Consider the following 23,165-nt stretch of genomic DNA (forward strand, 5'->3'; position numbering starts at 1 on the left):
AAAATATAAAAAACTACCTATAATTTGTTAATTTCTTCGAGTACTTTTGGAAAACAAATGTAGTATTTTGTCACCGGCTTAGAGAATGCTCTTGAATTTAGTTGGTCAGAAGAAATAACCACATCCTCAATTGTCCTGTCTTTTTTTACAATTTGAATGGGTTGGGCTTCTTTATTGTAACCTAATGTTTTTATTTTTCCTTTAAAAACAAAATAATCCGTTTCTGATATCGAGACTGGATATTCGATTAATAATTGCTCTTTGTAAGCGGTTAAAACTTCTCTTTCAAACTTTTCGTTACTTAGTTTAACCTTAAGCAAATCCCTGTTGATAATCATTTTACTTAAAGAACTGAGCACAAAATCATTGTGATATTGCCATGATTTCAAGGCACTCATGATATCGAAATCATCTAATTGAGAAAATTTTTCTAAAATAGTTGCTGTAAAATCTTCTTTTTCAATTTTATTAGTCAAAAAAAACAAAAGCGGTTGGGAAGCATCCAACACAACTCCTTTTTGCGACAGTTCTTTGGCTCTTTTTAACGCTTTAGTTAGAATTAATTCTGCCACCAAACTGGTTTTGTGCAAATAAGCTTGCCAATACATTAATCGCCTCGCCATTAGAAACTTTTCGATGGAATAAATGGCTTTTTCTTCCACAACCAACACATCGTCAACCACATGAAGCATTTGAATTAATCTGTCGGAATTGATATTTCCTTCGGCAACACCAGAATAAAAACTATCTCTTTTTAAATAATCCATCCGATCCATATCCAACTGACTCGAAATCAATTGAAGCATGAATTTTCTGTGGTATTCTCCTTTAAAAATTTGAATTGCTAAAATTAATTTCCCTTCAAATTCCTCATTAAGTTGATGCATAAATAACAGGGAAATTTCCTCGTGATGCACATTTTCTACAATACTTTGTTCCAATGCATGCGAAAACGGTCCGTGACCAATGTCATGCAACAAAATGGCAATATAAAGAGCTGTTTCTTCGTCTTGTGAAATTAAAACCCCTTTAAAACGTAGAACTTCCACCGCTTTTTGCATCAAGTGCATTGCTCCTAAAGCATGATGAAAACGGGTGTGATGAGCTCCGGGGTAAACCAAATAAGACAATCCCATTTGAGAGATTCTTCGCAGACGCTGAAAATAGGGATGCTGAATTAAATCGAAAACCAATTCATTCGGAATACTTATAAAACCGTAGATTGGGTCGTTAAAAATTTTTAATTTATTGGTTCTGCTCACAGCCTTAATGTTGGATTGCAAATATACTGATTTAGATTTTGAATCAATCAACGATTTTTTTACAATAACTTTAATACTTCCTGCGTTCGATAATTGTTAAATTGCACCAAATATAAAATACCATTTATGGACAAAATAAAAATTCTTTGGGTAGATGATGAAATTGATTTACTTAAACCACATATTCTATTTTTAGAAAATAAAAATTATGCCGTGACCACTTGCAATAACGGTCGGGATGCGATAGATATATTTGAAGAAAATCAATTTGATATTGTTTTTTTGGATGAAAATATGCCCGGTATGAGTGGTCTGGAAACTCTTTCGGAAATGAAGGAAAAAAAATCGGCTGTTCCTGTGATTATGATCACCAAAAGCGAAGAAGAACATATCATGGAAGAAGCCATTGGTTCTAAAATTGCTGATTATTTGATAAAACCGGTGAATCCGAATCAAATTTTATTGGCATTAAAGAAAAATCTGGATCATTCAAGGTTAATTTCTGAAAAGACAACCTTAGATTATCAAAAAGAATTCCGCAAAATAGCGATGGATTTAGCGATGGTTAATACATTTGAAGATTGGACAGAATTGTATAAAAAACTGATCTTTTGGGAAATTGAACTAGAAAACATTGAAGACCAAGGCTTAATTTCTATTTTAGAATCACAAAAAGTAGAAGCCAACAATCAATTTGGAAAGTTTATTGAAAAAAATTACGAAAAATGGTTTGAAGACAAAGCTCACAAACCGGTTTTATCACACAAATTATTTCGTGAATATGTATTGCCCGAAATTGTAAAAAAAGACAAACCGATTCTTTTTGTTGTGATTGACAATTTGCGTTACGATCAATGGAAAGCCTTTGAAAGTGTTGTCAATCTGCATTACAAAGCAGAAAAAGAATTGGCCTATTACGCTATGCTTCCTACCGCTACTCAATATGCCAGAAATGCTATTTTTTCCGGATTAACACCGCTAGAAATGGAAAAACAATTTCCGCAATATTGGCGAAATGATGTTGAAGATGGTGGAAAAAATTTATATGAAGGTGAATTTTTAGAAGCTCAATTAAAACGGTTAGGCTTACACATTAAAAGTGAATATTATAAAATCACCAACTTTAGAGATGGTAAAAAATTAGTTGATAACTTCAAGGGTTTAAAAAACAACGATTTAACTACAATTGTTTACAATTTTGTGGACATGCTTTCGCATGCCAAAACCGAAATGGAAGTAGTGAAAGAATTGGCTTCCAATGACAAAGCGTATCGCTCATTAACGTTGAGTTGGTTCAAGAATTCACCGTTGTTAGAAATGATTCAGATGGCTCAACAAATGGGTTTCAAACTTATTTTGACCACCGATCACGGAACTATAAATGTGAAAAATCCGTCGAAAGTAATTGGCGATAAAAACACTAGTTTAAACCTTCGCTACAAAACGGGAAGAAGTTTGACTTACGAAGACAAAGATGTATATGTAGCCAAAGACCCAAAAAAAATCGGACTTCCTACCATAAATATGAGTAGTTCTTTTATTTTTGCTAAAAATGATTTGTTTCTGGCCTATGTAAATAACTATAATCATTACGTGAGTTATTATCGAAACTCTTATCAACATGGCGGGATTTCGTTGGAGGAAATGATTGTGCCGTTTATTGTGTTTAATCCTAGGTAAGAACTGTTGTTGGTTGTTGGTTGTCGGTTGAAAACTCTAATTTAGTAGTTATAAACCTGTGGAAATCTACTTTATCTGATGAAATCCGTGTGCCATTTCCTCACCCCAGCTCCTCTCCAAATAAGAAGCGAGCCGAAACGCATAAAATTTGCTAATTTTGCAATTTGAATCAAATTCTGTGTACCACTAAAAGTGAAAAACTAAAATGCAATACCAGTTCAATTTAAGCGAAATAGAATCCATCGCTCAAAAAATAATAAATTCAAACCCCGAAAAAGTAATCCTTTTTAACGGGCAAATGGGTGCCGGAAAAACAACCCTTGTCAAGGCGTTAGCCAAGGCATTAGGTGTTAAAAATCCAACCTCCAGCCCTACTTTTTCTTTAGTTAACGAATATGAAACTAATGAAGGTTTAGTTTATCACTTCGATATGTATCGTCTAAAAAATGAGCTAGAAGCCCTTGATTTCGGTATCGAAGATTACCTCTATTCTGGTCATTGGTGTTTTATCGAATGGGCGGAAAAAATTCCGACTCTAATTCCGGAAAAAAATAGTGTCATTACTATCGAAATTTTAGAAAACGGTGATCGTACACTAATTATAAATTAATTTATAGTTCAACTCAACCTGAAACTTGAAACCTGAAACTTTTCAGAAAAAAAATATCTCTTTCAAATTCCAAAATAATTCATAACTTAGACACTTATTTTTACAATTTGATTTATGCCTATCACTCCTTTCTCCAAACAGCAATTACTTCCACAGGAAGAAAAATTGGAAATTGCCCGACATAAAAGCGAATTATTTATCGGAATTCCCAAAGAAACTTCCTATCAGGAACGTAGAATTTGCCTGACACCGGATGCTGTCAATTCGCTTGTTTCGCATGGACATCGGGTAATGTTGGAAGCGGGAGCAGGAGAAAGTGCGAGTTATTCTGACAAAGAATACTCGGATGCCGGTGCAGAAATCACGCAAGATCCTAAAAAGGTGTTCAGTTGTCCGATGATTCTAAAAGTAGAACCGCCAACTTCTGCCGAAATCGAAATGATCAATCCTAACACAATTGTAATTTCTGCCATTCAACTAAAAACACGTAAAAAAGAATATTTCGAAAAATTAGCTAAGAAAAAGATCACCGCTTTTGCTTTTGAATTCATCAAAGATGACGATGGTTCCTACCCTGCCGTGAAATCGTTAAGCGAAATTGCCGGAACCGCTTCCATCCTAATTGCAGCCGAATTGATGATAAACAACCAATTTGGCAAAGGCTTACTTTTTGGAAATATTACCGGAGTAGCCCCAACCGAAGTTGTAATTATTGGTGCAGGAACTGTGGGCGAATTTGCTGCTAAAACTGCTCTTGGATTGGGTTCCAATGTAAAAGTTTTCGATAATTCGATCACAAAACTTCGTCGTTTACAAAACAATTTAAAACATCCCATTTTTACCTCAACCATTCAACCAAAAGGATTATTAAAAGCATTACGTCGTTGCGATGTAGCCATTGGAGCCATGCGTGGACAAAACCGCACGCCTGTTGTAGTAACAGAAACCATGGTAGAACACATGAAAAAGGGTGCTGTAATTGTAGATGTAAGCATTGATACCGGCGGTTGTTTTGAAACTTCCGAAATCACAACACACGAAAAACCGACGTTCATCAAAAACAACGTTATTCATTATTGTGTGCCGAATATTCCATCACGTTATTCTAAAACAGCTTCGTTGTCAATTAGTAATATTTTAACGCCATATCTCATTCAAATTGCGGAAGATGGCGGTGTTGAAAGTGCCATTCGGTGCAATCGCGGACTTAAAAACGGACTCTATTTTTACCACGGTATTCTAACCAACAAATCCATTGGCGATTGGTTTGATTTACCCAACAGTGATATTAATTTGATTGTGTTTTAGCGAATTAGTTCGTACTTTTGTAGCCTTAAAATATAGTAATGAAATTCTATCAACGTCTTGCTTTTTTCTTATTCGGTTTATTAATTGGAGTTATTTTTCTTGTCTACTTTTTAGGAGCAAAAGCTGAATCAAGGGGTGTAACATTTTGTTATTTACCCAACTGTCGAGTATTGAAAGACATCCGAACTAAACCATTTCATTATTCCGAAGAAGCCTCAATTGTAATGGCAGAAGCATGGATTGATACCGTAGACATCAAAAATACCTTAACGCACGGCGATATCGATTTTAGTCTAAGCAACGTAAAAGAAGGAGCCGCTAAATTATATGTCATTGAAGGACAAACAGTCAATCAAGTTCCAATTACCTTAGAAGTGCTGAACTTTGACAAAAAAGTCGTTTTAAAATCCATCAAAAAGTAGCAGCATGAACTGCCACGTTCGCCACGCAACCGTAACCGATTTTGAGACTGTTTATCATTTTATTAACGAGTTGGAAGACTTTGTTTTTCCCAGAGAACAACAGCACGAAATCTTTCTTGAGAATCTTGCAAACCTCAAACACATTTTTTTAATTGCAGAAATCAATAAAAATCCAGTTGGTTTTCTGAGTTGTCATGTTCAAAACCTCATTCATCATGGCGGTTTGGTGGGCGAGATTCAAGAAATGTTTGTTGATGCCAACTATAGAAGTCATGGTATTGGGAAACAATTACTGGATGAATTAAAAATCATCGCCAAGAAAAGGAATTTTCTTCAAATTGAAGTCACTTCCGGATTTAAACGCGGAAAAGCGCATGTCTTTTATGAACGGGAAGGATTTCCAAATACGCACAAGAAATTTGTTTTTAAAATTTCATAATCTTACTTGTCACTATTTTTTACATTTACATAAAAATCGATTTTTTATGATTCAAAAGAAATACGCTATACTATTTTTATCATTCATCAGTATAACTACAACTGCACAAGACATTTCGTTCACGGATACTCAATTTGAAGCTAAACTTTTGGAAGCTTCTCCGTTGAATACTATTGCGTTAGATGAAAACAATAATTCAATTCAAATTGATAGCAATAACGACGGAATTATTCAAGTCAATGAAGCCTTGCAGGTTATCAAATTAAATGTCTTTAATAGTGATATTTCTTCCTTAGATGGAATTGAGTTTTTTACGAATATGATCGATCTAATATGTGCAATGAATAACTTAGAATCAGTAGTACTTCCAGAACTACCCAATTTAAATCATTTGCAATGTCAATTAAATCAATTGGAAGTATTGGATCTCTCGCTCACAGAAAACCTACTATCGCTGGATGCCGAAATGAATAATCTACACACAATTACTTTTCATCCCAATTCACAGTTGTATTCAATTAATCTTAGATATAATAACTTTGTAGCATTTGATTCAAGTGGTTTATCACAATTAGCTATATTGATTGTTAATCATAACTCTTTGGAACAATTAAATGTGAGTGAATCAATAAATTTAATTAATTTGCTTTGTGAACATAACAATTTAACTAGTTTAAATTTAGCAGGATGCCCGAATTTAGCAGGTATAATATGTAATAACAATCAACTTACAAACTTAGAAATAAACGAATTACCTAACTTGCTTGCGTTGGAGTGTCAAAACAATCAATTGGTTCAAGTGGACGTAAGTGACTCACCATTATTGGAATATGTTTATTTAGAAAACAATAATTTGGTGGAATTGAATCTTAAAAACGGAGCAAATGAATCAGCCTCTTTCAGTGGAAACCCAAATTTAAGCTACATCTGTTGTGATGAAGCAGAAATTGAATCAATCGAACTTTTATTGATTGATTGGGAGATTCCAAATTGTACGGTTGATTCGAATTGCACTTTAAATACGAGCGATTTCGTTTTGAACAATCGCTTTGTAATTTCGCCAAATCCTGTTGAAAATGCTTTTTCCATCTATACTGACAAAACTGTTTTGAGTGTTTCTTTATACGATTTGAATGGAAGATTAATTGAAACCTATCCATCCAAACAAAGCAATTCGTATGAGTTGAATGTAGACAGTGGTATTTATCTTGTAAAAGTGATTACAACGGATTCTATAGTAACACAAAAGATTTTGAAAGAATAAGATTAAACTAACTTTCTAAAATAATCCTTCAACAACTTATCATTTTCATAAGTCGGTGTAAAGATTTCCAATATTTGAGGAGTATCTGTCTCCATAAAAAATGATTTCAACTCTTGCTCCAAGCTTTCAACCGTGCTCGCTTTTCGATACTCAAAACGATACATCGCAGCCAATTGCTCTGCCGTCAAACAATGAGCCGTTTCAAAATACGTGTGAAACGTTTCGTTTTCTTCGTGACCTGGTAAAATACGGAAGATACCTCCTCCTCCATTATTGATTACGATAATTTTAAAATTTTTGGGGATGTAATTGTTCCATAACGCATTGCTGTCGTAAAAGAAACTCACATCGCCGGTAATTAATAAAGTGTCTTTTTCTGAAGCTAATGCTGCTCCAATGGCAGTTGATGTACTTCCATCGATACCGCTCGTTCCACGATTACAAAAAACCTCCGCCGATTTTGGTAAATCAAACAATTGCATATAGCGAATAGACGAACTGTTTCCCACCTGCAAATGAAGGTTTTCAGGTAGTTTATTTACAATTTGCTCAAAGGCTTTAAAATCACAAAAGGATAAATTAGTCATGTAAGCAGCGTGTTTTTCTTTTCGTACTGCTTTAATTCCCAATCCTACATCTCGGTAGTTACTTTCGATATATTTTGTATAAGGCAAAAATTGATTAAAAAAATCATTCGGATTCACTTCAAAATGATAGGTCAAACTACCGAATGTGTTATAGGCTCTGTGTCTATCCACATGCCAATGATGTATTGGCTGATAATTTCGCAAGAATGATTTAATGCGTTTCGATACAATCATCCCGCCAAATGTGAGGACAATATCCGGTTGAAAATAGTCAAAATCTTCTTTGGAAAAAGGCGTAATAATTGCATCGATGTTATTTAAAAATGATTCATCATGCAGGTTTGAGGTCGTTTCTGTCATCACCAAAACAGAAGGATCATTAGCCAAATGCTTTATGATTACTGAATCAATTTCATTTGGATTGAGTGTTCCAACCAGCACTAATTTTTTTCGGGCCGTATTCCAAATATTCGTGGCTGCGATGACATCTTCAAACGGAATGGTTTTATAGACTTTTCCAAAGGTAGAAATCATCGTATCCACTGTTGGAACCGAAATTGTTTCGTACAACGGTTCTTCAAAGGGAGCATTAATGTGAGTTGGTCCCGATTTTGAAAAGGCTTTATTAAATGCCTCGTTAATCAGGAAATCATTTTCTTCAGAAGCAGTTTCCGTTAAATTGGCATTGAAATGAGTATGATTGGCCATGACATTTTCCTGACGAATGGTTTGTCCGTCACCAATATCCACCATCGTTTTTGGTCTGTCGGCAGAAATAATGACTAACGGAATCATACTGTAAAAAGCTTCGGCAACAGCCGGATAAAAATTTAAAACAGCCGAACCGGAAGTACAAACAACAACAACCGGTTTGCCAATTTGTTGAGCAATTCCCATTGCAAAAAAAGCGGCACAACGTTCATCTGCAATACTGTAGCAAGTGAAATACGGATTGGCCGTAAAACCTATCGTTAAGGGTGCATTTCTTGAACCTGGGGCAATAACAATATGTTGAATACCTTTAGCATGACATATTTCGATGATACTTTGGGCTAACGCTATTTTGGGATAAATCATTTCGTTTGCATGAAATTTAATTGCAACAAAAACATGATGAAGCAACAAACAAAGTTATTATTTTAACATTGAAAAAAGCTTGTTACAACGATTAAAGTTTTGTTATATTTGAAAATACTTTTCAACAAATGACAATTCAAATCCGACCATATAATAAAAGCGATGTTTCAGGTATCTTGGACATCATTAACGATAACATTTTACATTCTACTTCGCTGTATGATTATGCACCAAGAAGTCTAGCTAAACAGTCTGATTTATTGAAAGATAAAACAGCCAAAAACTTTCCTGTTATTGTGGCAGAAATGGATGGAAAAATTGCCGGTTTTGGTATGTATGGCGAATTTCGCTTTCGCGAGGCGTATCGGTTTACGGTGGAACATTCGGTCTATGTTTCTACTGATTTTAAAGGAAAAGGCATTGGTGGAAAATTACTTCAATCGTTAATCGAATTAGCCAAAAAACAAGGATTGCATACGATGATCGGTGTAATTGATGCTGAAAATACCCAGAGTATTTTATTTCACGAAAAGTATGGATTTAAAAATGTGGGAATTATTAAAGAATCCGGATTTAAGTTTAATCGTTGGTTGGATTCTGTTTTTATGCAGTTAATTTTGGAAGAAAATGCATTAATGAAGAACACAGATTAAAGAAATCTATAAAATTTTAAAAATTTATCTGATTTTACTAATCTGTGTTCCTACTAAATTTAGTTAATAAAAGTGAATTTAACTTGCTAACCAGTCCAAAATTTCTTTATCTTTTGGACTTGTTCGTGGACTGATTACTTTTTCCAATTCACCTCGTTCATTCAACAAATATTTTTGAAAGTTCCATTCTACATCGCTATCCTGCAAACCGTTTTGTGCTTTTTGGGTCAAAAATTGATACAACGGATGCATTTCTTTTCCTTTTACCGAAATTTTACTCATCATCGGGAAAGTGACGCCGTAATTTTTTTCGCAGAAAGCACCAATTTCTTCATTGGTTCCAGGCTCTTGTTTCATAAAATCATTGGCAGGAAAACCGATAACTACCAATCCTTTATCCTTGTATTCTTCATATAAGGCTTGAAGATCTTTGTATTGTGGTGTTAATCCGCATTTGGAAGCGGTGTTTACTACGATGATTTTTTTTCCTTTCAAGGAAGCAAAATCAAATTCTTTTCCTTCTAAATCTTCTACTTTAAATGTATAAATCGATTGTTTCATAGTGGATTGTGTGGCTGTATTTTCCTTCTTTGTTTGAGCTTGGTTTTGACAACTTAGCAACATAAAGCAAGAAAAAATGATTAAAAAAGATGATTTCATACTATTAATTTTATTTCAAATTTAAAGTTTTCCCCGTTATCAACATCCTAAACAAATCACAAAACGTTGCTAAACTATTTTTTGTAATATTTTTTATATTGAAAATAGGAAGCTATTCCCAGCAGGGTTACTACAACTGCAGAAACATAAACAAAACTAGGTGTAACCACTTTATCTCCACTCGCATAAGAATGCAAACCTGTTAAGTAGAAATTCACGCCAAAATAGGTCATCATGATCGAATAGAAGGCAAAAATACTCATCAAATTAAACACCCAAGTTCCACGCAAGGAAGGTACAAATCGAGCATGAATCACAAAAGCATAAATCATGATACTAATTAATGCCCATGTTTCTTTGGGATCCCAGCCCCAATAGCGACCCCAACTTTCGTTCGCCCATTGACCACCTAAAAAGTTACCAATCGTTAGCATGACCAAACCGATGGTTAACGCCATTTCGTTAATATAAGTGATTTCCTGAATGTTCAATTTCATGCGTTCTTTATTGTTATCGTTGGTGAGTAAAATCAATAAAAGCGACACAATTCCCAAAACCATTCCTAACGTAAACGGACCATAACTTGCTACAATTACCGCTACGTGAATCATCAACCAATACGAATTTAAAACCGGTTGTAAGTTCGCAATCGAAGGATCCATCCAGCTCCAATGAGCAATCATTAAAATCATCGACGTAACGAAGGCACCTGAAGCAACGGTTAATTTTGATTTTCTATCAAATGCCAATCCAAAAAACATGGTTGCCCAAGCCACATAAATCATACTTTCATAAGCATCACTCCACGGTGCATGCCCGGAAATGTACCAACGGGCAATTAAACCTAACGTATGTAAACCAAAGAAAATACCGATTAGAATGTGAAAAGTATTCACGGTATAGTTAATGAATTTGGATGATTTAAAAATTTGAATAATCGTAAACAACAACATCAAAACGCCCGCCAACATATACAAATAATACAACTTTTTAAAAATATCATATTTGTTGTATGTAATTTCCGAATCGATTTTACTGTCGGACGGACGCACTTCACTTCCATATTTAATTTGAAATTTCTCCATTCCGCCGATGATGTCATCGGCCATTTTATACTCTTGTGTGCGACTCGCTTCACCTAAAATTTGCATATACGCCGGAAGAATATTTTTTAGATTTTTAAGTTCTGTATCCTCATATTCATCCAATTCCAAATAAGAAATCCATTTGTTGTTATCATCGTTTGGAACAGGGAAAATTTTGAGAATACTTCCGCTCAACGCCGAATTTAGAAGCACTACTTTTTTATCCACTTCAATAAAATCTTTTTGAAATTGATTTGGAATAGTAGCTTTATATGCCTCATCTAAAAAAGGAGACAATTTATAATTTCCTTTTTCATCAAAAAAGCTGATGAATGGAGCGAATTTAGCCTCTTTATCAACACCTAAAATAGCACGAATACTATCGTTTCCTCTTTTTAGAAAAACCAACGGCACTTCAAACCATGCATTGGGTGTTTGCGACATCGATAGAAAAACCTGATCGGCAGTATAGCCTTTATAATTGTCGCTTTTACTGACTTTACGCAATAATTCAGACGAAAAAGTATTTACCGGTTTCATTCTTCCGCCCGCATCTTGAATCACTAATCGACCAAATTTGGCTGCGTGTTCCGGTTTAGGAATAGTAGTTTCGAGAAACTTTTCAACTTCAGCTAATGTTGGACGTTTATGACTATGATTTTGTGCTTCTGCAGTTTCTTGAGAAAATCCAAGTAATGAAAAAAGTAAAAATGAAATCGATAATAAAGCAGATTTCTTTTTCTTCACTTTTTCTAACTTATTTTTAATATCTGCAAAGCGTGTATTTTTATCAAACAAAATGGCCATCATTGCAATGTAAAGCAAAAAGTAACCAATGTAGGTAATCCAAGTTCCCCAAAAATCATGATTAACCGAGAGAATTGTTCCTTTTTCATCTTGATCAAATTGAGCTTGAAAAAATCGGTAGCCTTGATAATCTAAAATATTGTTCATAAAAATATGCGCATCTTGCTTTTTATCACCATCCAAAACGGTTACTTTACTTTCAAATGCGGAATAACTGTTGATGGTTCCCGGGTAACGTTTAGCAATAAAATCATTCAATTGAATACTAAAAGGTAGTTCATAAATTTTACTTCCAAACATCAGCGTGATATCCAAATCCCCTATCGTAACGGTTTGCGGAACGCCTTGTTTTCCTTTTGAGCCAACTAAAGTCACTTCTTTTGTTTCGCCATTCGCTTCTACTTGCAATACCAACGCATCATCGGTTGACATGTCTTTCCAATCGTTGTTAGAAACATAATCCTTTTTCCCTTTTATAGGAGCATCGGGCAACACAAATTGAGCACCGGCAATATTATAAAGCGAACGAAACATCAAGGGTTGAAGAGAGTCCTTTACCACCAACCCTTTCATTTGATCAGCCATTCGCATAAAATCCCCTCCAAAAGTAGATTTGATAAAAAATGAATCTCCGTCTTGAATGATGTTAATTGCTCCGTCGGTGTCCTTGTTATAGGCAAAAAGAATTCCGTGTAAACTTTGCACTTCGCCTTCTTTAAGGTGATGCTCGTGACGAGTTCCACCACTCGATTCGACTAACTTTAAATACTTCTCGCCACTTTCATCGGGTTTGATGGTTTCAGTGGCATTCATGATGAAATTTTTGTAACGAATCGTGTAAGGTTTGGTATCAAATTTATCATTAATCGAAAAACTATTGTTTGCCGCTTGCGATAGAATTAATGGTTTTTCTATGGTTTTTCGTTTAATTTCCCCGTTATAATCACCGTCTGTAAAAACGGTCAGGAAGGTTTTATCCGAATAAAATCGTTTTTCAGAAGCTCCTTCTCGAATAGGCATCATTCCTTCAAAACTAATATATCGCGTAACGAATGCTCCCACGAGGATAAAAATAAACGAAAAATGCAACATCAAAGTGGCCCATTTTTCTTTTTTCCAAAGTTGATAACGTTTAATGTTTCCAATAAAATTGATGACAAAAAACAGCATAATCACTTCAAACCACCAGGCGTTATAGATCCAAATCCTTGCTGTATCAGTGTTGTAATAACTTTCAATAAAGGTTCCGGCTGCCATTGCCACTGCAAATGAAATAAATAAAAAAGCCATTAAACGAGTGGAAAAAAGGAAAGAAAATATTTTTTTGTCCATTGTAATAAGAGTAATTTTTAAAAGCACAAAAATACTTATAAAAGAAAGAATCTTATTGATTTTTATATAATTTTTAAGGGAAGTTGAAGCAGGTTTTTATTCTTACTGATTTTAATCGGAAATCGGTTGTGTTTTTATTATTTTTGACCCATGGTTTCAATTGTTATTATCGGTTCGGGAAATGTAGCTCAACATTTGATTACTGCTTTTTTGCAAAGTGATGAAATTGAGCTAATTCAAGTATTTTCAAGGCAGAAAGAAAGTGTTTCGCATTTGATTTCTTTAGATAAAATTGTTTCCGATTATGATGAAATAAAAGAAGCTGCTATTTACATCATTGCCGTTTCGGATAATGCGATTGGGGAAGTTTCGTCAAAACTTCCATTTGAAAATCGTTTGGTTGTTCATACTTCAGGTAGTATGCCGATCGAAATTTTAGATTCAAAAAATCGCCGTGGTGTTTTTTATCCGTTGCAAACATTCACCAAAAACAAAGCGATTAACTTTAAAGAAATTCCGATTTGTTTGGAAAGCGAACTGGCTGATGATTTTATGAGGATTGAAAAATTAGCCAAATCTATTTCCAATTCAGTTCAATCCATTTCCTCCGAACAGCGAAAAGCGTTGCATGTGGCGGCTGTATTTGTCTGTAATTTTGTAAATCATCTGTATAAAATTGGAAATGATATTTGTGTAGAAAATCAACTTTCGTTTGAAATTTTAAAGCCATTAATTGTTGAAACGGCTCAAAAAATAATTCAATTATCGCCCGAAAATGCTCAAACCGGACCGGCAAAAAGGAATGACACGGAAACCATAAACTCGCATTTGAATTTTATTTCTGATGAAAATCAAAAAGAAATTTACAAACTCTTAACTAAATCAATTATTGACCATGGCAAAAAGCTATAAAGAATTAATGAACGACATTACCACTTTTGTTTTTGATGTTGATGGCGTACTAACGGATAGTTCTGTTCACATAACGCCTACCGGCGAAATGCTTCGCATTATGAATATTAGAGATGGTTTTGCCTTGAAAGCGGCGGTAGAAAGCGGTTATCATGTTTGTATCATTTCCGGCGGAAGCAATGAAGGCGTTCAAATTCGGTTGCGAAATCTTGGCATTACAGCTATTTACTTAGGTTCACCTGACAAAGTGAAAACTTTTAAAGAATACTGTGCTATTTACAACATAAATCCTGAACAAGTGCTTTATATGGGCGACGATATTCCCGACTATCATGTAATGAAATTGGTTGGTTTGCCGACTTGTCCGCAAGATTCCAGTCCGGAAATAAAAGCAATTTCAAAGTACATTTCGCATAAGAACGGTGGTAAAGGAGCTGTGCGTGAAGTGATTGAACAAGTTATGAAAGTGCAAGGAAAATGGCACTTGTATTATGACGGGAAGCATGATTGAGATGGAAGTTGGAAGTTGGAAGATGGGAGATGGAAGAAACTTTTTGTCATTCCGAAAGAGGACGAAGTCGAAAGAGGACACGAGCAATAGCGAACTGGCGAAGCAATCTCCTGCAAAGCAGGCAAAAAAGCAGATAATTTTATTCTACAATTAAACAAAGATTATATCCTTCAACAAAATGATTTATCTAAAATTAATACGCTACAAAAACTTACTCTTACTAGCATTCATGCAGTTAATTTTTCGTTACGGATTTTTAAAACAACAAGATGGTTATTTGGCATTAGCTGATTGGCACTACTTTTTATTGGTTTTGTCAACTGTGTTGTTAGCGGCAGCCGGTTATGTGATTAATGACATTTTTGATCAGGAAACAGACATAATCAACCGTCCGGATAGCGTAATTGTCGGAAAATCCATTTCAGAATCAAGAGCTTATAACATTTATGTCGGACTTAACATTGCTGGTGTTGCCATTGGATTTTATCTTTCTAATTTAATTGAAAAACCAAGTTTTGCCACGATTTTTATATTCATCGCAGCCTGTCTTTATTTTTATGCTACTACGTTAAAAAAAATGTTGTTGTTAGGAAATTTATTAGTTGCTTTTATTCTCGGATTGAGTGTTTTAATCATTGGTGTTTTCGATTTGTATCCGGCAACATACGATGGTAACCGCGACAAGATGGCTTTACTCTTCAAAATCTTAACCGATTATGCAATTTTTGCATTTTTTCTAAACTTTATTCGAGAAATAATCAAAGATTGCGAAGACGTAAAAGGTGACTACAACCAAGGCATGCAAACACTTCCCATTATTTTGGGCATTGCGAGAACTGGCAAAATAATTTTTGTTCTATTGGCCATTGCCTCCGCCATTATATCGTGGTACATCAACCAACATTTAATGAGTTTTGATTTGTATTATGCTGTTTTATATGTTCTTTTTTTGGTGCTAGGACCACTTTTATTTGCTCTAATTAAATGTTGGAATGCCAAAACAAATCAAGATTTTAAAGCGTTGAGCCTTACTTTAAAATGGGTAATTTTCTTTGGGATTTTATCAATTGCTGTAATTACCTTTAACATCAAAATGAATACCAATGCTTAGAGAAAAACTAAAACCGTACACTATCATCTTAGCTTCGGGTTCACCAAGAAGACAACAGTTTTTTAAAGACTTAAACATTGATTTTGAAATTAAGTTGAAAGAAGTGGAAGAAATTTATCCGCTACACCTTGAAGCTTCAGAAATCACCAATTTTTTAGCTGAACTAAAAGCAAAAGCCTTTGATGGGGAGCTACATCCAAACAATATTTTAATTACCAGCGACACCATTGTTTGGCACAAAAAGCAATGCTTAGGAAAACCAAAAGATGAAGAAGATGCCTTTAGAATGTTGCAATCGTTATCCAATTCAACACATGAAGTAATTACTTCGGTTTGTATTACCACAACAAATAAAACTGAAACTTTTTACGATGTGACCAAAGTAACTTTTCAAACACTTTCAGACGAGGCAATACGCTATTATATAGATAATTATAAACCTTTTGATAAAGCCGGAAGTTATGCTATTCAGGAATGGATTGGTTATATCGGCATCAGTAAAATTGAAGGTTCGTATACCAATGTGGTGGGAATGCCAATGCATTTAGTATTTCAAAAATTAACGAATTTTATAATCGAATAAGAAATGGACTTCCTTAAACTTTACATCAAAGAAGAAATTGCAACGGGATTTGTCTTATTGCTCTATTTTATAGCCCGAATCATGACGGCTAAAATTGTTCGACGGTTTGCCAAAGTGAGTCACACACTAGAACATCGTTCCAATCTAGTGATAAAATATTTCAATATTCTTTTAAGTTCTATTGCCATTATTGCTGTTTTTATCATTTGGGGAGTTAAACCGCAAAATGTTATTCTAGTCTTTTCATCCGTTTTTGCCGTCATAGGTGTCGCCATGTTTGCCCAATGGTCTATATTGAGCAATGTAACCTCGGGTATAATTTTATTCTTCTCTGCTCCATTTAAAATTGGTGATACCATTAGAATTCACGACAAAGATTTTCCCATTGAAGCTGAAATTGAAGACATCAGAGGTTTTCATACCTATTTGAAAACCAAGGAAGGAGAACTTATTACTTATCCAAACAGTTTATTATTGCAAAAAGGGATTACAGTTTTAAAATACACCACGGAAAATCATGAGTATACAGATTAACATTCTAAAGATAACACATTTCTGTTTTTTGCGTTATCTTCGAATCATTAAGCTATGACTCAAAAGTACCTATTTTCATTCCTACTATTCTGGTTGTGTTTTGTTTCCTATGCTCAGGATAATAAAACCAAGGCTGATTCTACAGCTATCGGCTATAAAAAAATTGAAAATTATTCTAAAAAAAATAAGTTTACAAAATTTGTACACAAGCTTGTTTTTAGATCAACGAATGTGAAGCCTAAACAACCCAATAAAATTCAATCAATAGCTAAAAAACATGCTGTTTATGAGAATAAAATCATACGAAATATCACTATTAAAACCCTTGATCCGTTTGGTTACTCTGAAATAGATTCCACAAAAAAACCTAAGCGATTTACCGAAAAAGCTGGCAATACTATTCATATGAAAAGCAGGAATTTTGCTATAAAAAACATACTTCTACTTAAAAAAAACAAACCTTATGATAGTTTAATTGTCCAAGAAACAGAACGTTTAATAAGAAGTCAACGCTTTGTCCGACGCGTTGCTATTAATTCAGAACTAGTTGGTAAAAATACCGATAGTGTAGATGTTACTATAACTGTTTTGGACTCATGGAGTTTGATTCCGAATGCTACTATAACCCCTTCCAAAGCAACGTATGAACTTACGGAGCGTAATTTTTTAGGTTCAGGTCATCTTTGGGACAATCGATATCAACACGAATTAGATGAAAAAAGAAGAGCTTTTTCTACACGATACGTTATTCCAAATATAAAAAATACTTATATCCAAACCGATTTAATCTATCAAATAGATTTAGAAAGCAATTATTCCAAGAGCATGCGTGTAGAGCGAAGTTTCTTCTCTCCCTTTACGCGTTGGGCAGGAGGGTTTTTTATGGAAAATCGATTGCGACGAGATAGTTTGCCTAATATAGCATCAAATTATTCACTTCAAACATTCAAATACAATACATTTGATTTGTGGGTAGGACATTCATTTCGAATAAGAAGTGACGAATTTAATGATCGGAAAAATACAAATTTGGTGACTACCCTGCGGTATTACAAAGTAAATTATCTGGAAGACATCTCTCCTGAATTCGATGCAATTGATTTTTTTACCAATGAATCATTTTGGTTAACCGGCATAGGGCTTTCCTCCCGAAATTTTGTTCAGGATGAGTATGTTTTCAATTTTGCGATTGCGGAAGATATTCCCATTGGAAAATACTATGGCATAACCGCAGGAGTTCAACAAAAAAATAATGAAGAACGTTTGTATATAGGGGCTAAAGCAACGTTGGGTAATTATTTTAAATGGGGCTATTTAAGTACCAATTATGAGTATGGAAGCTTTTTTAGGGGGAGAAAAAATCAACAGACAGCTCTTGCCTTACAATTAAACTACTTCACGCCACTGATCGAGTTAGGAAAATGGAAAATACGCCAATTTATCAAGAATGACTTTATTATAGGTAGCCATCGTTTAGAATCTGTCGGTGATCGGATTTCGATAAACGAATCAAATGGTATTAATGGATTTAACGATCCAAAATTTTTAGGAACCAGCAAAGTCTTAGTTTCATTTCAAACACAAAGTTATTCACCGTGGCAGTGGGCTGGATTTCGATTTAGTCCTTTTATCAACTATTCTTTAGCTTTTTTATCAGACTCATCACTCAACTTTGTTAAAAGTAATGGCTATTCTAAGTTGGGTTTAGGTCTTATAATTACAAATGATTACCTTGTTTTTAATTCATTCCAAATTTCATTTGCCTACTATCCTCGTATTCCTAATCAGGGCGAAAATATTTTTAAATCCAATACGTTTAAAACAAGTGACTTTGGTTATTTAGACTTTGAAATTAATAAGCCGAAAACTGTTTTGTATGAATAAAGCACTTTGACTAATTTTAACATATTCTAAGGAATAACTGTTAAAGAATTTCTAATTAAAACGTCAACTTATTTAATTTACTATATTTGAATTTTACATAAAAATAAGCTTTCAATGAGTTTAAAAAAATATTTTTTATTTCTTCTCTTATTCCTTTCAGTTACAACTTTATTGGCTCAACAGCCTCAAAAACCTTCATCGGTTGAAATTTATCATCAGATTCAAAAACTAAATTTTTTAGGTTCCGTATTATATGTTGCTGCTCATCCGGATGATGAAAATACTCGCTTAATTTCCTACATGGCCAATCATATAAAAGCCAGAACCGGTTATTTGTCGCTTACTCGCGGTGATGGTGGTCAGAATCTTATCGGAACAGAACTACGTGAATTATTAGGCGTAATTAGAACCCAAGAATTACTTGAAGCCAGGAAAATTGACGGAGGAGAACAATTTTTTACCCGTGCCAACGATTTTGGATTTTCAAAAGTTCCCGATGAAACTTTAAAAATCTGGAGCAAAAACGAAGTCCTTGAAGATATGATTTATATAATTCGGAAATTTAAACCGGATGTAATTATTAATCGTTTTGATCATCGTTCGCCAGGGACAACGCATGGACACCATACTTCCTCTGCAATGCTTTCGATTGAACTTTTTGACCAAACGAATGATCCAAAAGTCTATCCAAATCAATTAAAGTATACTTCCATTTGGCAACCTAAACGTTTATTTTTCAACACGTCTTGGTGGTTTTACGGTGGAAAAGAAAAGTTTGATAAAGCCGATAAAAGTAAACTGAACAACTTTGACATGGGCGTTTATTATCCATCTTTTGGAAAATCAAATCAGGAAATTGCTGCTCTTAGCCGAAGCCGTCACCAATCGCAAGGATTTGGAAGCACTGGTTCCAGAGGTGACGAAATTGAATATTTAGAACTCATAAAAGGAGAAGCAGCGAAAGACAATAAAAATATTTTTGAAGGAATTGATACCTCTTGGAGTCGTGTAAAAGGTGGTTCAATCATTGGAAATTTAATTTCAGAAATTGAAAAAGAGTTTGATTTTAAAAATCCTTCGGCTAGCATTCCAAAACTAACAGAAGCTTATTCACAAATTCAAAAATTGGAGGATGAGCATTGGAAAAACATTAAATTAGAAGAACTTAAAAAAATCATTTCAGCTTGTGCCGGATTATATTTAGAAGCCGTTGCCAATTCGCAAAGCACAACTCCGGGAAGCACTTTAAAAGTAAAATTAGAAGCAACCAACCGAAGTGATCAAAAAATGGTTCTAAATACTATCAACACCCATCCGGCATCCGTCAACACAATGTCGATTACCCCCTTAGAAAACAACCAACCTACTTATTTTGATATTGAATTAAAAATAAATTTAAACCATGAATATACTGCTCCGTATTGGTTAAAAGAGGCAGGAACAGTGGGAATGTACACCGTTTCCAATCAAGAAAATATTGGAATTCCCGATATTATCAGAACTATTTCTGTCACTTTTTTAGTCGAAATAAACGGAGTTGTCATACCATTTGAACGAAAAGTAATTTATAAATACAACGACGAAGTTAAAGGTGAAGTGTATAAACCACTCGACGTTGTTCCGGTTGCCACTTCGTCTATTTTAGATAAGGTAAAAATATTTAATTCCGAAAAAAGCAAATCCGTTGGTGTAAAAATAAAAGCCGGAAAAGATGATCTAACTGGCGATGCATTTCTCACGGCTGCAGATGGTTGGAAAGTTTTTCCAAAATCCATTCCTTTCCAAATCAATAAAAAAGGAGGCGAAACCACTTTATATTTTGAAGTAACTCCACCAAAAAATTCAGCAGAAATAATAGCGAATAGTTATGTGGTTGTAAACAACGAAAAACTTGATAAAGAGCAAATTAACATTCAATACGAACACATTGCTCAACAGCAAGTTTTAGCCTTTTCCGAGGCAAAATTCAGTAAGTTAGATATTATCATTAAAAATGAAAAAATAGCTTACATCATGGGTGCAGGTGACGAAGTTCCACTTTATCTATCGCAAATGGGGTATGAAGTGACCTCAATAAAACCCGAAGAAATTACACAAGAAAATCTCACTAATTTTCAAGTAGTTATTTTAGGAATCAGAGCTTACAACACGGTTGAAGAATTGGCTTTCAAACAACAATTGCTTTTTGATTTTGTCAAAAATGGTAATACGATGATTGTGCAATACAATACCACAGGAAAACTTACAGTGAAAGAATTAGCTCCTTTTTCGTTAAAATTATCAAGAGATCGAGTTACCGAAGAAGATGCTGAAGTTCGTTTCTTAGCTCCCAATCATAAAATACTAGACTTTCCGAATAAAATCACTTCTAACGATTTTAAAGGCTGGGTTCAAGAGCAAGGTTTGTATTATCCGAATGAATGGGACGCAACCTTCACGCCTATCCTGTCATCTAATGACAAAGGTGAAGAGGCAAAAAATGGTGGGCTTTTAGTGGCTCAATACGGAAAAGGACATTACATTTACACCGGTTTGAGCTTTTTTAGAGAGCTTCCTGCGGGTGTTTCGGGAGCCTTTCGTTTGTTTGCCAATATGATTTCCATCGGAACAAAAACAAATTAGAACATGAAAGACAGTAAAAAAAACAACTTGAAGAACATCTATATTTGGATGCTGCTCATGAATGCGTTCTACATTTTATTGTTTTATTTTATAATGATTTACTTTTCATAATCCATGCAAATACTCGACTGGTTCATACTTATTTTTACGCTGCTTTTTATAGTGGTTTACGGTGCATGGAAAACAAAAGGAAGTCAGAACGTTAAAGACTATATATTAGGCAATAACGAAGCAAAATGGTGGACAGTAGGTATTTCTGTCATGGCAACACAAGCCAGTGCAATTACTTTTCTTTCTACTCCCGGTCAAGCTTTTCATGACGGAATGGGCTTTGTGCAATTCTATTTCGGTTTGCCGATTGCGATGGTTTTAATCTGTATGTTCTTTATTCCTATCTATCATAAACTCAGTGTTTATACTGCGTATGAATTTTTAGAAAATAGATTCGACTTAAAAACCAGAAGTTTAGCTGCTGTTCTTTTTTTAATTCAAAGAGGTTTAGCGGCCGGAATTACCATTTATGCTCCCGCTATTATTTTATCCTCTATTTTGGGATGGAACCTTAATTTACTCAATTTTATTATTGGTGTTCTAGTAATTATTTATACTGTCTCCGGAGGAACGAAAGCAGTGAATGTTACGCAAAAACAACAAATGTTCATCATCATGTCGGGAATGTTTATTGCATTTTATTTGATATTGAGCTATTTACCAAAAGAAGTTTCATTTAGTAATGCTCTTCAAATTGCAGGGGTGAATGAAAAAATGAATGTCCTTGATTTTTCATTTAATCCGAATAGTCGCTACACTTTTTGGAGTGGAATCACGGGCGGATTATTTTTAGCCCTTTCTTACTTTGGTACAGATCAATCCCAGGTTCAACGGTATCTTTCAGGAAAATCGTTGCGAGAAAGTCAGTTAGGACTCATCTTCAACGGATTTATGAAAGTACCAATGCAGTTTTTTATTCTGCTTACCGGAGTAATGGTTTTTGTGTTTTTTCAGTTCAACAAAGTACCTTTAAATTTCAATCCTACCAGTCAAATTGCTGTAGAAAAATCAATTTATGCACAAGAATATAAGTCATTAGAAAAGGAACTTGAAGAAATTCACCAAGAAAAGAAAATTGTAACTTTAGCCTATTCGAACCAGTTAAATATTGATGTTGACAATCCTACTTTACGTAAAAGGATGATTGGTTTATACGAAAAAGAAAAACTGCTGAAAGAAGAAGCAAAAGCTATTATCAAAAGCATCAATCAAGAATCGAACGATAAAGATTATGTGTTTATTCATTTCATATTGAACTATTTGCCAACTGGTTTGGTGGGATTATTGTTGGCTGTCATTCTCTCTGCTGCCATGTCTTCCACAGCTTCTGAACTAAATGCATTATCGTCTACAACCGTAATTGATATTTATAAACGAAATATTAAAGGCGAAAAATCAGATAAACATTTTGTGCTAGCTTCTAAATTTTTCACATTCCTTTGGGGAGCAATCGCCATTCTTTTTGCTTGTTTCGGTACATTAGTTGAAAATCTTATTCAATTAGTAAATATCATTGGCTCGGTGTTCTACGGAACTATTCTTGGCATATTTCTTGTGGCATTCTTTCTGAAATTTATAAAAGGGAATGCCATATTTTATGGAGGCGTAATTAGTCAATTAGTTATTTTTATGATTTATTACCAATGCATTCATATTTATCCATCCGGAAAAGAAATTTTAGGCTATTTGTGGCTTAATGCAATTGGAGCTGCACTCACCATTGGATTATCATTTTTGATTCAAGCTTTTTCGAAATCAAAACTTAACTAAG

Annotated in this window: 19 protein-coding genes; 15 read left to right on the plus strand and 4 right to left on the minus strand. The window is 34.3% G+C overall.

Annotated features, from left to right (window positions below):
* Nucleotides 1–17 precede the first annotated feature (17 nt).
* The gene (locus B0I10_RS12550; RefSeq protein ID WP_112086859.1) at nucleotides 18–1,262 is read right to left on the minus strand and encodes an HD domain-containing protein; all 1,245 of its coding nucleotides are present in this window, start codon (nucleotides 1,260–1,262) and stop codon (nucleotides 18–20) included.
* Between the two features lie 126 nt (nucleotides 1,263–1,388).
* On the opposite strand from B0I10_RS12550, the gene porX reads away from it, so the two are divergent.
* The 6 genes from porX to B0I10_RS12580 all read left to right on the plus strand — a co-directional run bounded on the left by porX (nucleotide 1,389) and on the right by B0I10_RS12580 (nucleotide 6,985).
* Nucleotides 1,389–2,942, plus strand: coding sequence for a T9SS response regulator signal transducer PorX (gene porX, locus B0I10_RS12555; protein ID WP_112086860.1), 1,554 nt, complete (start codon nucleotides 1,389–1,391; stop codon nucleotides 2,940–2,942).
* A gap of 205 nt (nucleotides 2,943–3,147) precedes the next feature.
* Complete coding sequence (gene tsaE, locus B0I10_RS12560; RefSeq protein ID WP_112086861.1) at nucleotides 3,148–3,552, plus strand: tRNA (adenosine(37)-N6)-threonylcarbamoyltransferase complex ATPase subunit type 1 TsaE; 405 nt, start codon at nucleotides 3,148–3,150, stop codon at nucleotides 3,550–3,552.
* A 114-nt stretch (nucleotides 3,553–3,666) separates the two neighbouring features.
* A complete protein-coding gene (locus B0I10_RS12565) occupies nucleotides 3,667–4,860 on the plus strand; it encodes an alanine dehydrogenase (protein WP_112086862.1) in 1,194 nt (397 codons plus the stop codon).
* Between the two features lie 38 nt (nucleotides 4,861–4,898).
* Nucleotides 4,899–5,282, plus strand: a complete 384-nt coding sequence (locus B0I10_RS12570) for a DUF4258 domain-containing protein (protein WP_112086863.1) — start codon at nucleotides 4,899–4,901, stop codon at nucleotides 5,280–5,282.
* A gap of 4 nt (nucleotides 5,283–5,286) precedes the next feature.
* The gene (locus B0I10_RS12575; RefSeq protein ID WP_112086864.1) at nucleotides 5,287–5,721 is read left to right on the plus strand and encodes a GNAT family N-acetyltransferase; all 435 of its coding nucleotides are present in this window, start codon (nucleotides 5,287–5,289) and stop codon (nucleotides 5,719–5,721) included.
* Nucleotides 5,722–5,767: 46 nt separating this feature from the next.
* Nucleotides 5,768–6,985 carry a T9SS type A sorting domain-containing protein gene (locus B0I10_RS12580; protein WP_181456951.1) on the plus strand — a complete coding sequence of 406 codons (1,218 nt, stop codon included), beginning with the start codon at nucleotides 5,768–5,770 and terminating at the stop codon, nucleotides 6,983–6,985.
* A gap of 2 nt (nucleotides 6,986–6,987) precedes the next feature.
* On the opposite strand, the gene menD is transcribed toward B0I10_RS12580, so the two are convergent.
* Nucleotides 6,988–8,649, minus strand: a complete 1,662-nt coding sequence (menD, locus tag B0I10_RS12585) for a 2-succinyl-5-enolpyruvyl-6-hydroxy-3-cyclohexene-1-carboxylic-acid synthase (RefSeq protein ID WP_112086899.1) — start codon at nucleotides 8,647–8,649, stop codon at nucleotides 6,988–6,990.
* Nucleotides 8,650–8,777: 128 nt separating this feature from the next.
* Here menD and B0I10_RS12590 point away from each other — a divergent pair, with 128 nt between their 5' ends.
* Nucleotides 8,778–9,302, plus strand: a complete 525-nt coding sequence (locus tag B0I10_RS12590) for a GNAT family N-acetyltransferase (RefSeq protein WP_112086866.1) — start codon at nucleotides 8,778–8,780, stop codon at nucleotides 9,300–9,302.
* Nucleotides 9,303–9,380: 78 nt separating this feature from the next.
* Here the strand turns inward: B0I10_RS12590 and B0I10_RS12595 are convergent, their stop codons facing one another.
* Both B0I10_RS12595 and ccsA read right to left on the minus strand, forming a co-directional pair.
* A complete protein-coding gene (locus B0I10_RS12595; protein ID WP_112086867.1) occupies nucleotides 9,381–9,962 on the minus strand; it encodes a glutathione peroxidase in 582 nt (193 codons plus the stop codon).
* Nucleotides 9,963–10,036: 74 nt separating this feature from the next.
* Nucleotides 10,037–13,186 (minus strand): cytochrome c biogenesis protein, encoded by a 3,150-nt coding sequence (ccsA, locus tag B0I10_RS12600; protein ID WP_112086868.1) that lies wholly within the window; start codon nucleotides 13,184–13,186, stop codon nucleotides 10,037–10,039.
* 150 nt (nucleotides 13,187–13,336) lie between these two features.
* On the opposite strand from ccsA, the gene B0I10_RS12605 reads away from it, so the two are divergent.
* The 8 genes from B0I10_RS12605 to B0I10_RS12640 all read left to right on the plus strand — a co-directional run bounded on the left by B0I10_RS12605 (nucleotide 13,337) and on the right by B0I10_RS12640 (nucleotide 23,164).
* Nucleotides 13,337–14,098 (plus strand): Rossmann-like and DUF2520 domain-containing protein, encoded by a 762-nt coding sequence (locus tag B0I10_RS12605; RefSeq protein WP_112086869.1) that lies wholly within the window; start codon nucleotides 13,337–13,339, stop codon nucleotides 14,096–14,098.
* Nucleotides 14,082–14,609: a KdsC family phosphatase gene (locus tag B0I10_RS12610; protein ID WP_112086870.1), complete on the plus strand. Its 528-nt coding sequence runs from the start codon at nucleotides 14,082–14,084 to the stop codon at nucleotides 14,607–14,609. The genes B0I10_RS12605 and B0I10_RS12610 overlap by 17 nt, the downstream gene beginning before the upstream one ends.
* A 178-nt stretch (nucleotides 14,610–14,787) precedes the next feature.
* Nucleotides 14,788–15,720: a geranylgeranylglycerol-phosphate geranylgeranyltransferase gene (locus B0I10_RS12615; RefSeq protein ID WP_112086871.1), complete on the plus strand. Its 933-nt coding sequence runs from the start codon at nucleotides 14,788–14,790 to the stop codon at nucleotides 15,718–15,720.
* Nucleotides 15,713–16,303 (plus strand): Maf-like protein, encoded by a 591-nt coding sequence (locus B0I10_RS12620; RefSeq protein ID WP_112086872.1) that lies wholly within the window; start codon nucleotides 15,713–15,715, stop codon nucleotides 16,301–16,303. Before B0I10_RS12615 ends, B0I10_RS12620 begins: the two co-directional genes overlap by 8 nt.
* Nucleotides 16,304–16,306: 3 nt before the next feature.
* Nucleotides 16,307–16,837 carry a mechanosensitive ion channel domain-containing protein gene (locus B0I10_RS12625; protein ID WP_112086873.1) on the plus strand — a complete coding sequence of 177 codons (531 nt, stop codon included), beginning with the start codon at nucleotides 16,307–16,309 and terminating at the stop codon, nucleotides 16,835–16,837.
* A gap of 54 nt (nucleotides 16,838–16,891) precedes the next feature.
* Nucleotides 16,892–18,721 carry a hypothetical protein gene (locus B0I10_RS12630; RefSeq protein WP_146740354.1) on the plus strand — a complete coding sequence of 610 codons (1,830 nt, stop codon included), beginning with the start codon at nucleotides 16,892–16,894 and terminating at the stop codon, nucleotides 18,719–18,721.
* A 114-nt stretch (nucleotides 18,722–18,835) separates the two neighbouring features.
* Entirely contained in the window at nucleotides 18,836–21,343 is a 2,508-nt protein-coding gene (locus B0I10_RS12635) for a PIG-L family deacetylase (RefSeq protein ID WP_112086875.1), read from the plus strand.
* A gap of 114 nt (nucleotides 21,344–21,457) precedes the next feature.
* On the plus strand, nucleotides 21,458–23,164 hold the full coding sequence (locus tag B0I10_RS12640) for a sodium:solute symporter (RefSeq protein WP_112086876.1): 1,707 nt from the start codon (nucleotides 21,458–21,460) through the stop codon (nucleotides 23,162–23,164).
* Nucleotide 23,165: the final 1 nt, after the last annotated feature.

Origin of the sequence: Flavobacterium lacus (assembly GCF_003268815.1) — a bacterium.
Lineage (GTDB): Bacteria > Bacteroidota > Bacteroidia > Flavobacteriales > Flavobacteriaceae > Flavobacterium > Flavobacterium lacus.

What these genes read in the sequence shown, in the direction of transcription:
- porX (WP_112086860.1), top strand. Translation starts at nt 1,389, where the DNA reads ATGGACAAAATAAAAATTCTTTGGGTAGATGATGAAATTGATTTACTT.
- tsaE (WP_112086861.1), top strand. Translation starts at nt 3,148, where the DNA reads ATGCAATACCAGTTCAATTTAAGCGAAATAGAATCCATCGCTCAAAAA.
- B0I10_RS12565 (WP_112086862.1), top strand. Translation starts at nt 3,667, where the DNA reads ATGCCTATCACTCCTTTCTCCAAACAGCAATTACTTCCACAGGAAGAA.
- B0I10_RS12570 (WP_112086863.1), top strand. Translation starts at nt 4,899, where the DNA reads ATGAAATTCTATCAACGTCTTGCTTTTTTCTTATTCGGTTTATTAATT.
- B0I10_RS12575 (WP_112086864.1), top strand. Translation starts at nt 5,287, where the DNA reads ATGAACTGCCACGTTCGCCACGCAACCGTAACCGATTTTGAGACTGTT.
- B0I10_RS12580 (WP_181456951.1), top strand. Translation starts at nt 5,768, where the DNA reads ATGATTCAAAAGAAATACGCTATACTATTTTTATCATTCATCAGTATA.
- menD (WP_112086899.1), bottom strand. Translation starts at nt 8,649, where the DNA reads ATGATTTATCCCAAAATAGCGTTAGCCCAAAGTATCATCGAAATATGT.
- B0I10_RS12590 (WP_112086866.1), top strand. Translation starts at nt 8,778, where the DNA reads ATGACAATTCAAATCCGACCATATAATAAAAGCGATGTTTCAGGTATC.
- B0I10_RS12595 (WP_112086867.1), bottom strand. Translation starts at nt 9,962, where the DNA reads ATGAAATCATCTTTTTTAATCATTTTTTCTTGCTTTATGTTGCTAAGT.
- ccsA (WP_112086868.1), bottom strand. Translation starts at nt 13,186, where the DNA reads ATGGACAAAAAAATATTTTCTTTCCTTTTTTCCACTCGTTTAATGGCT.
- B0I10_RS12605 (WP_112086869.1), top strand. Translation starts at nt 13,337, where the DNA reads ATGGTTTCAATTGTTATTATCGGTTCGGGAAATGTAGCTCAACATTTG.
- B0I10_RS12610 (WP_112086870.1), top strand. Translation starts at nt 14,082, where the DNA reads ATGGCAAAAAGCTATAAAGAATTAATGAACGACATTACCACTTTTGTT.
- B0I10_RS12615 (WP_112086871.1), top strand. Translation starts at nt 14,788, where the DNA reads ATGATTTATCTAAAATTAATACGCTACAAAAACTTACTCTTACTAGCA.
- B0I10_RS12620 (WP_112086872.1), top strand. Translation starts at nt 15,713, where the DNA reads ATGCTTAGAGAAAAACTAAAACCGTACACTATCATCTTAGCTTCGGGT.
- B0I10_RS12625 (WP_112086873.1), top strand. Translation starts at nt 16,307, where the DNA reads ATGGACTTCCTTAAACTTTACATCAAAGAAGAAATTGCAACGGGATTT.
- B0I10_RS12630 (WP_146740354.1), top strand. Translation starts at nt 16,892, where the DNA reads ATGACTCAAAAGTACCTATTTTCATTCCTACTATTCTGGTTGTGTTTT.
- B0I10_RS12635 (WP_112086875.1), top strand. Translation starts at nt 18,836, where the DNA reads ATGAGTTTAAAAAAATATTTTTTATTTCTTCTCTTATTCCTTTCAGTT.
- B0I10_RS12640 (WP_112086876.1), top strand. Translation starts at nt 21,458, where the DNA reads ATGCAAATACTCGACTGGTTCATACTTATTTTTACGCTGCTTTTTATA.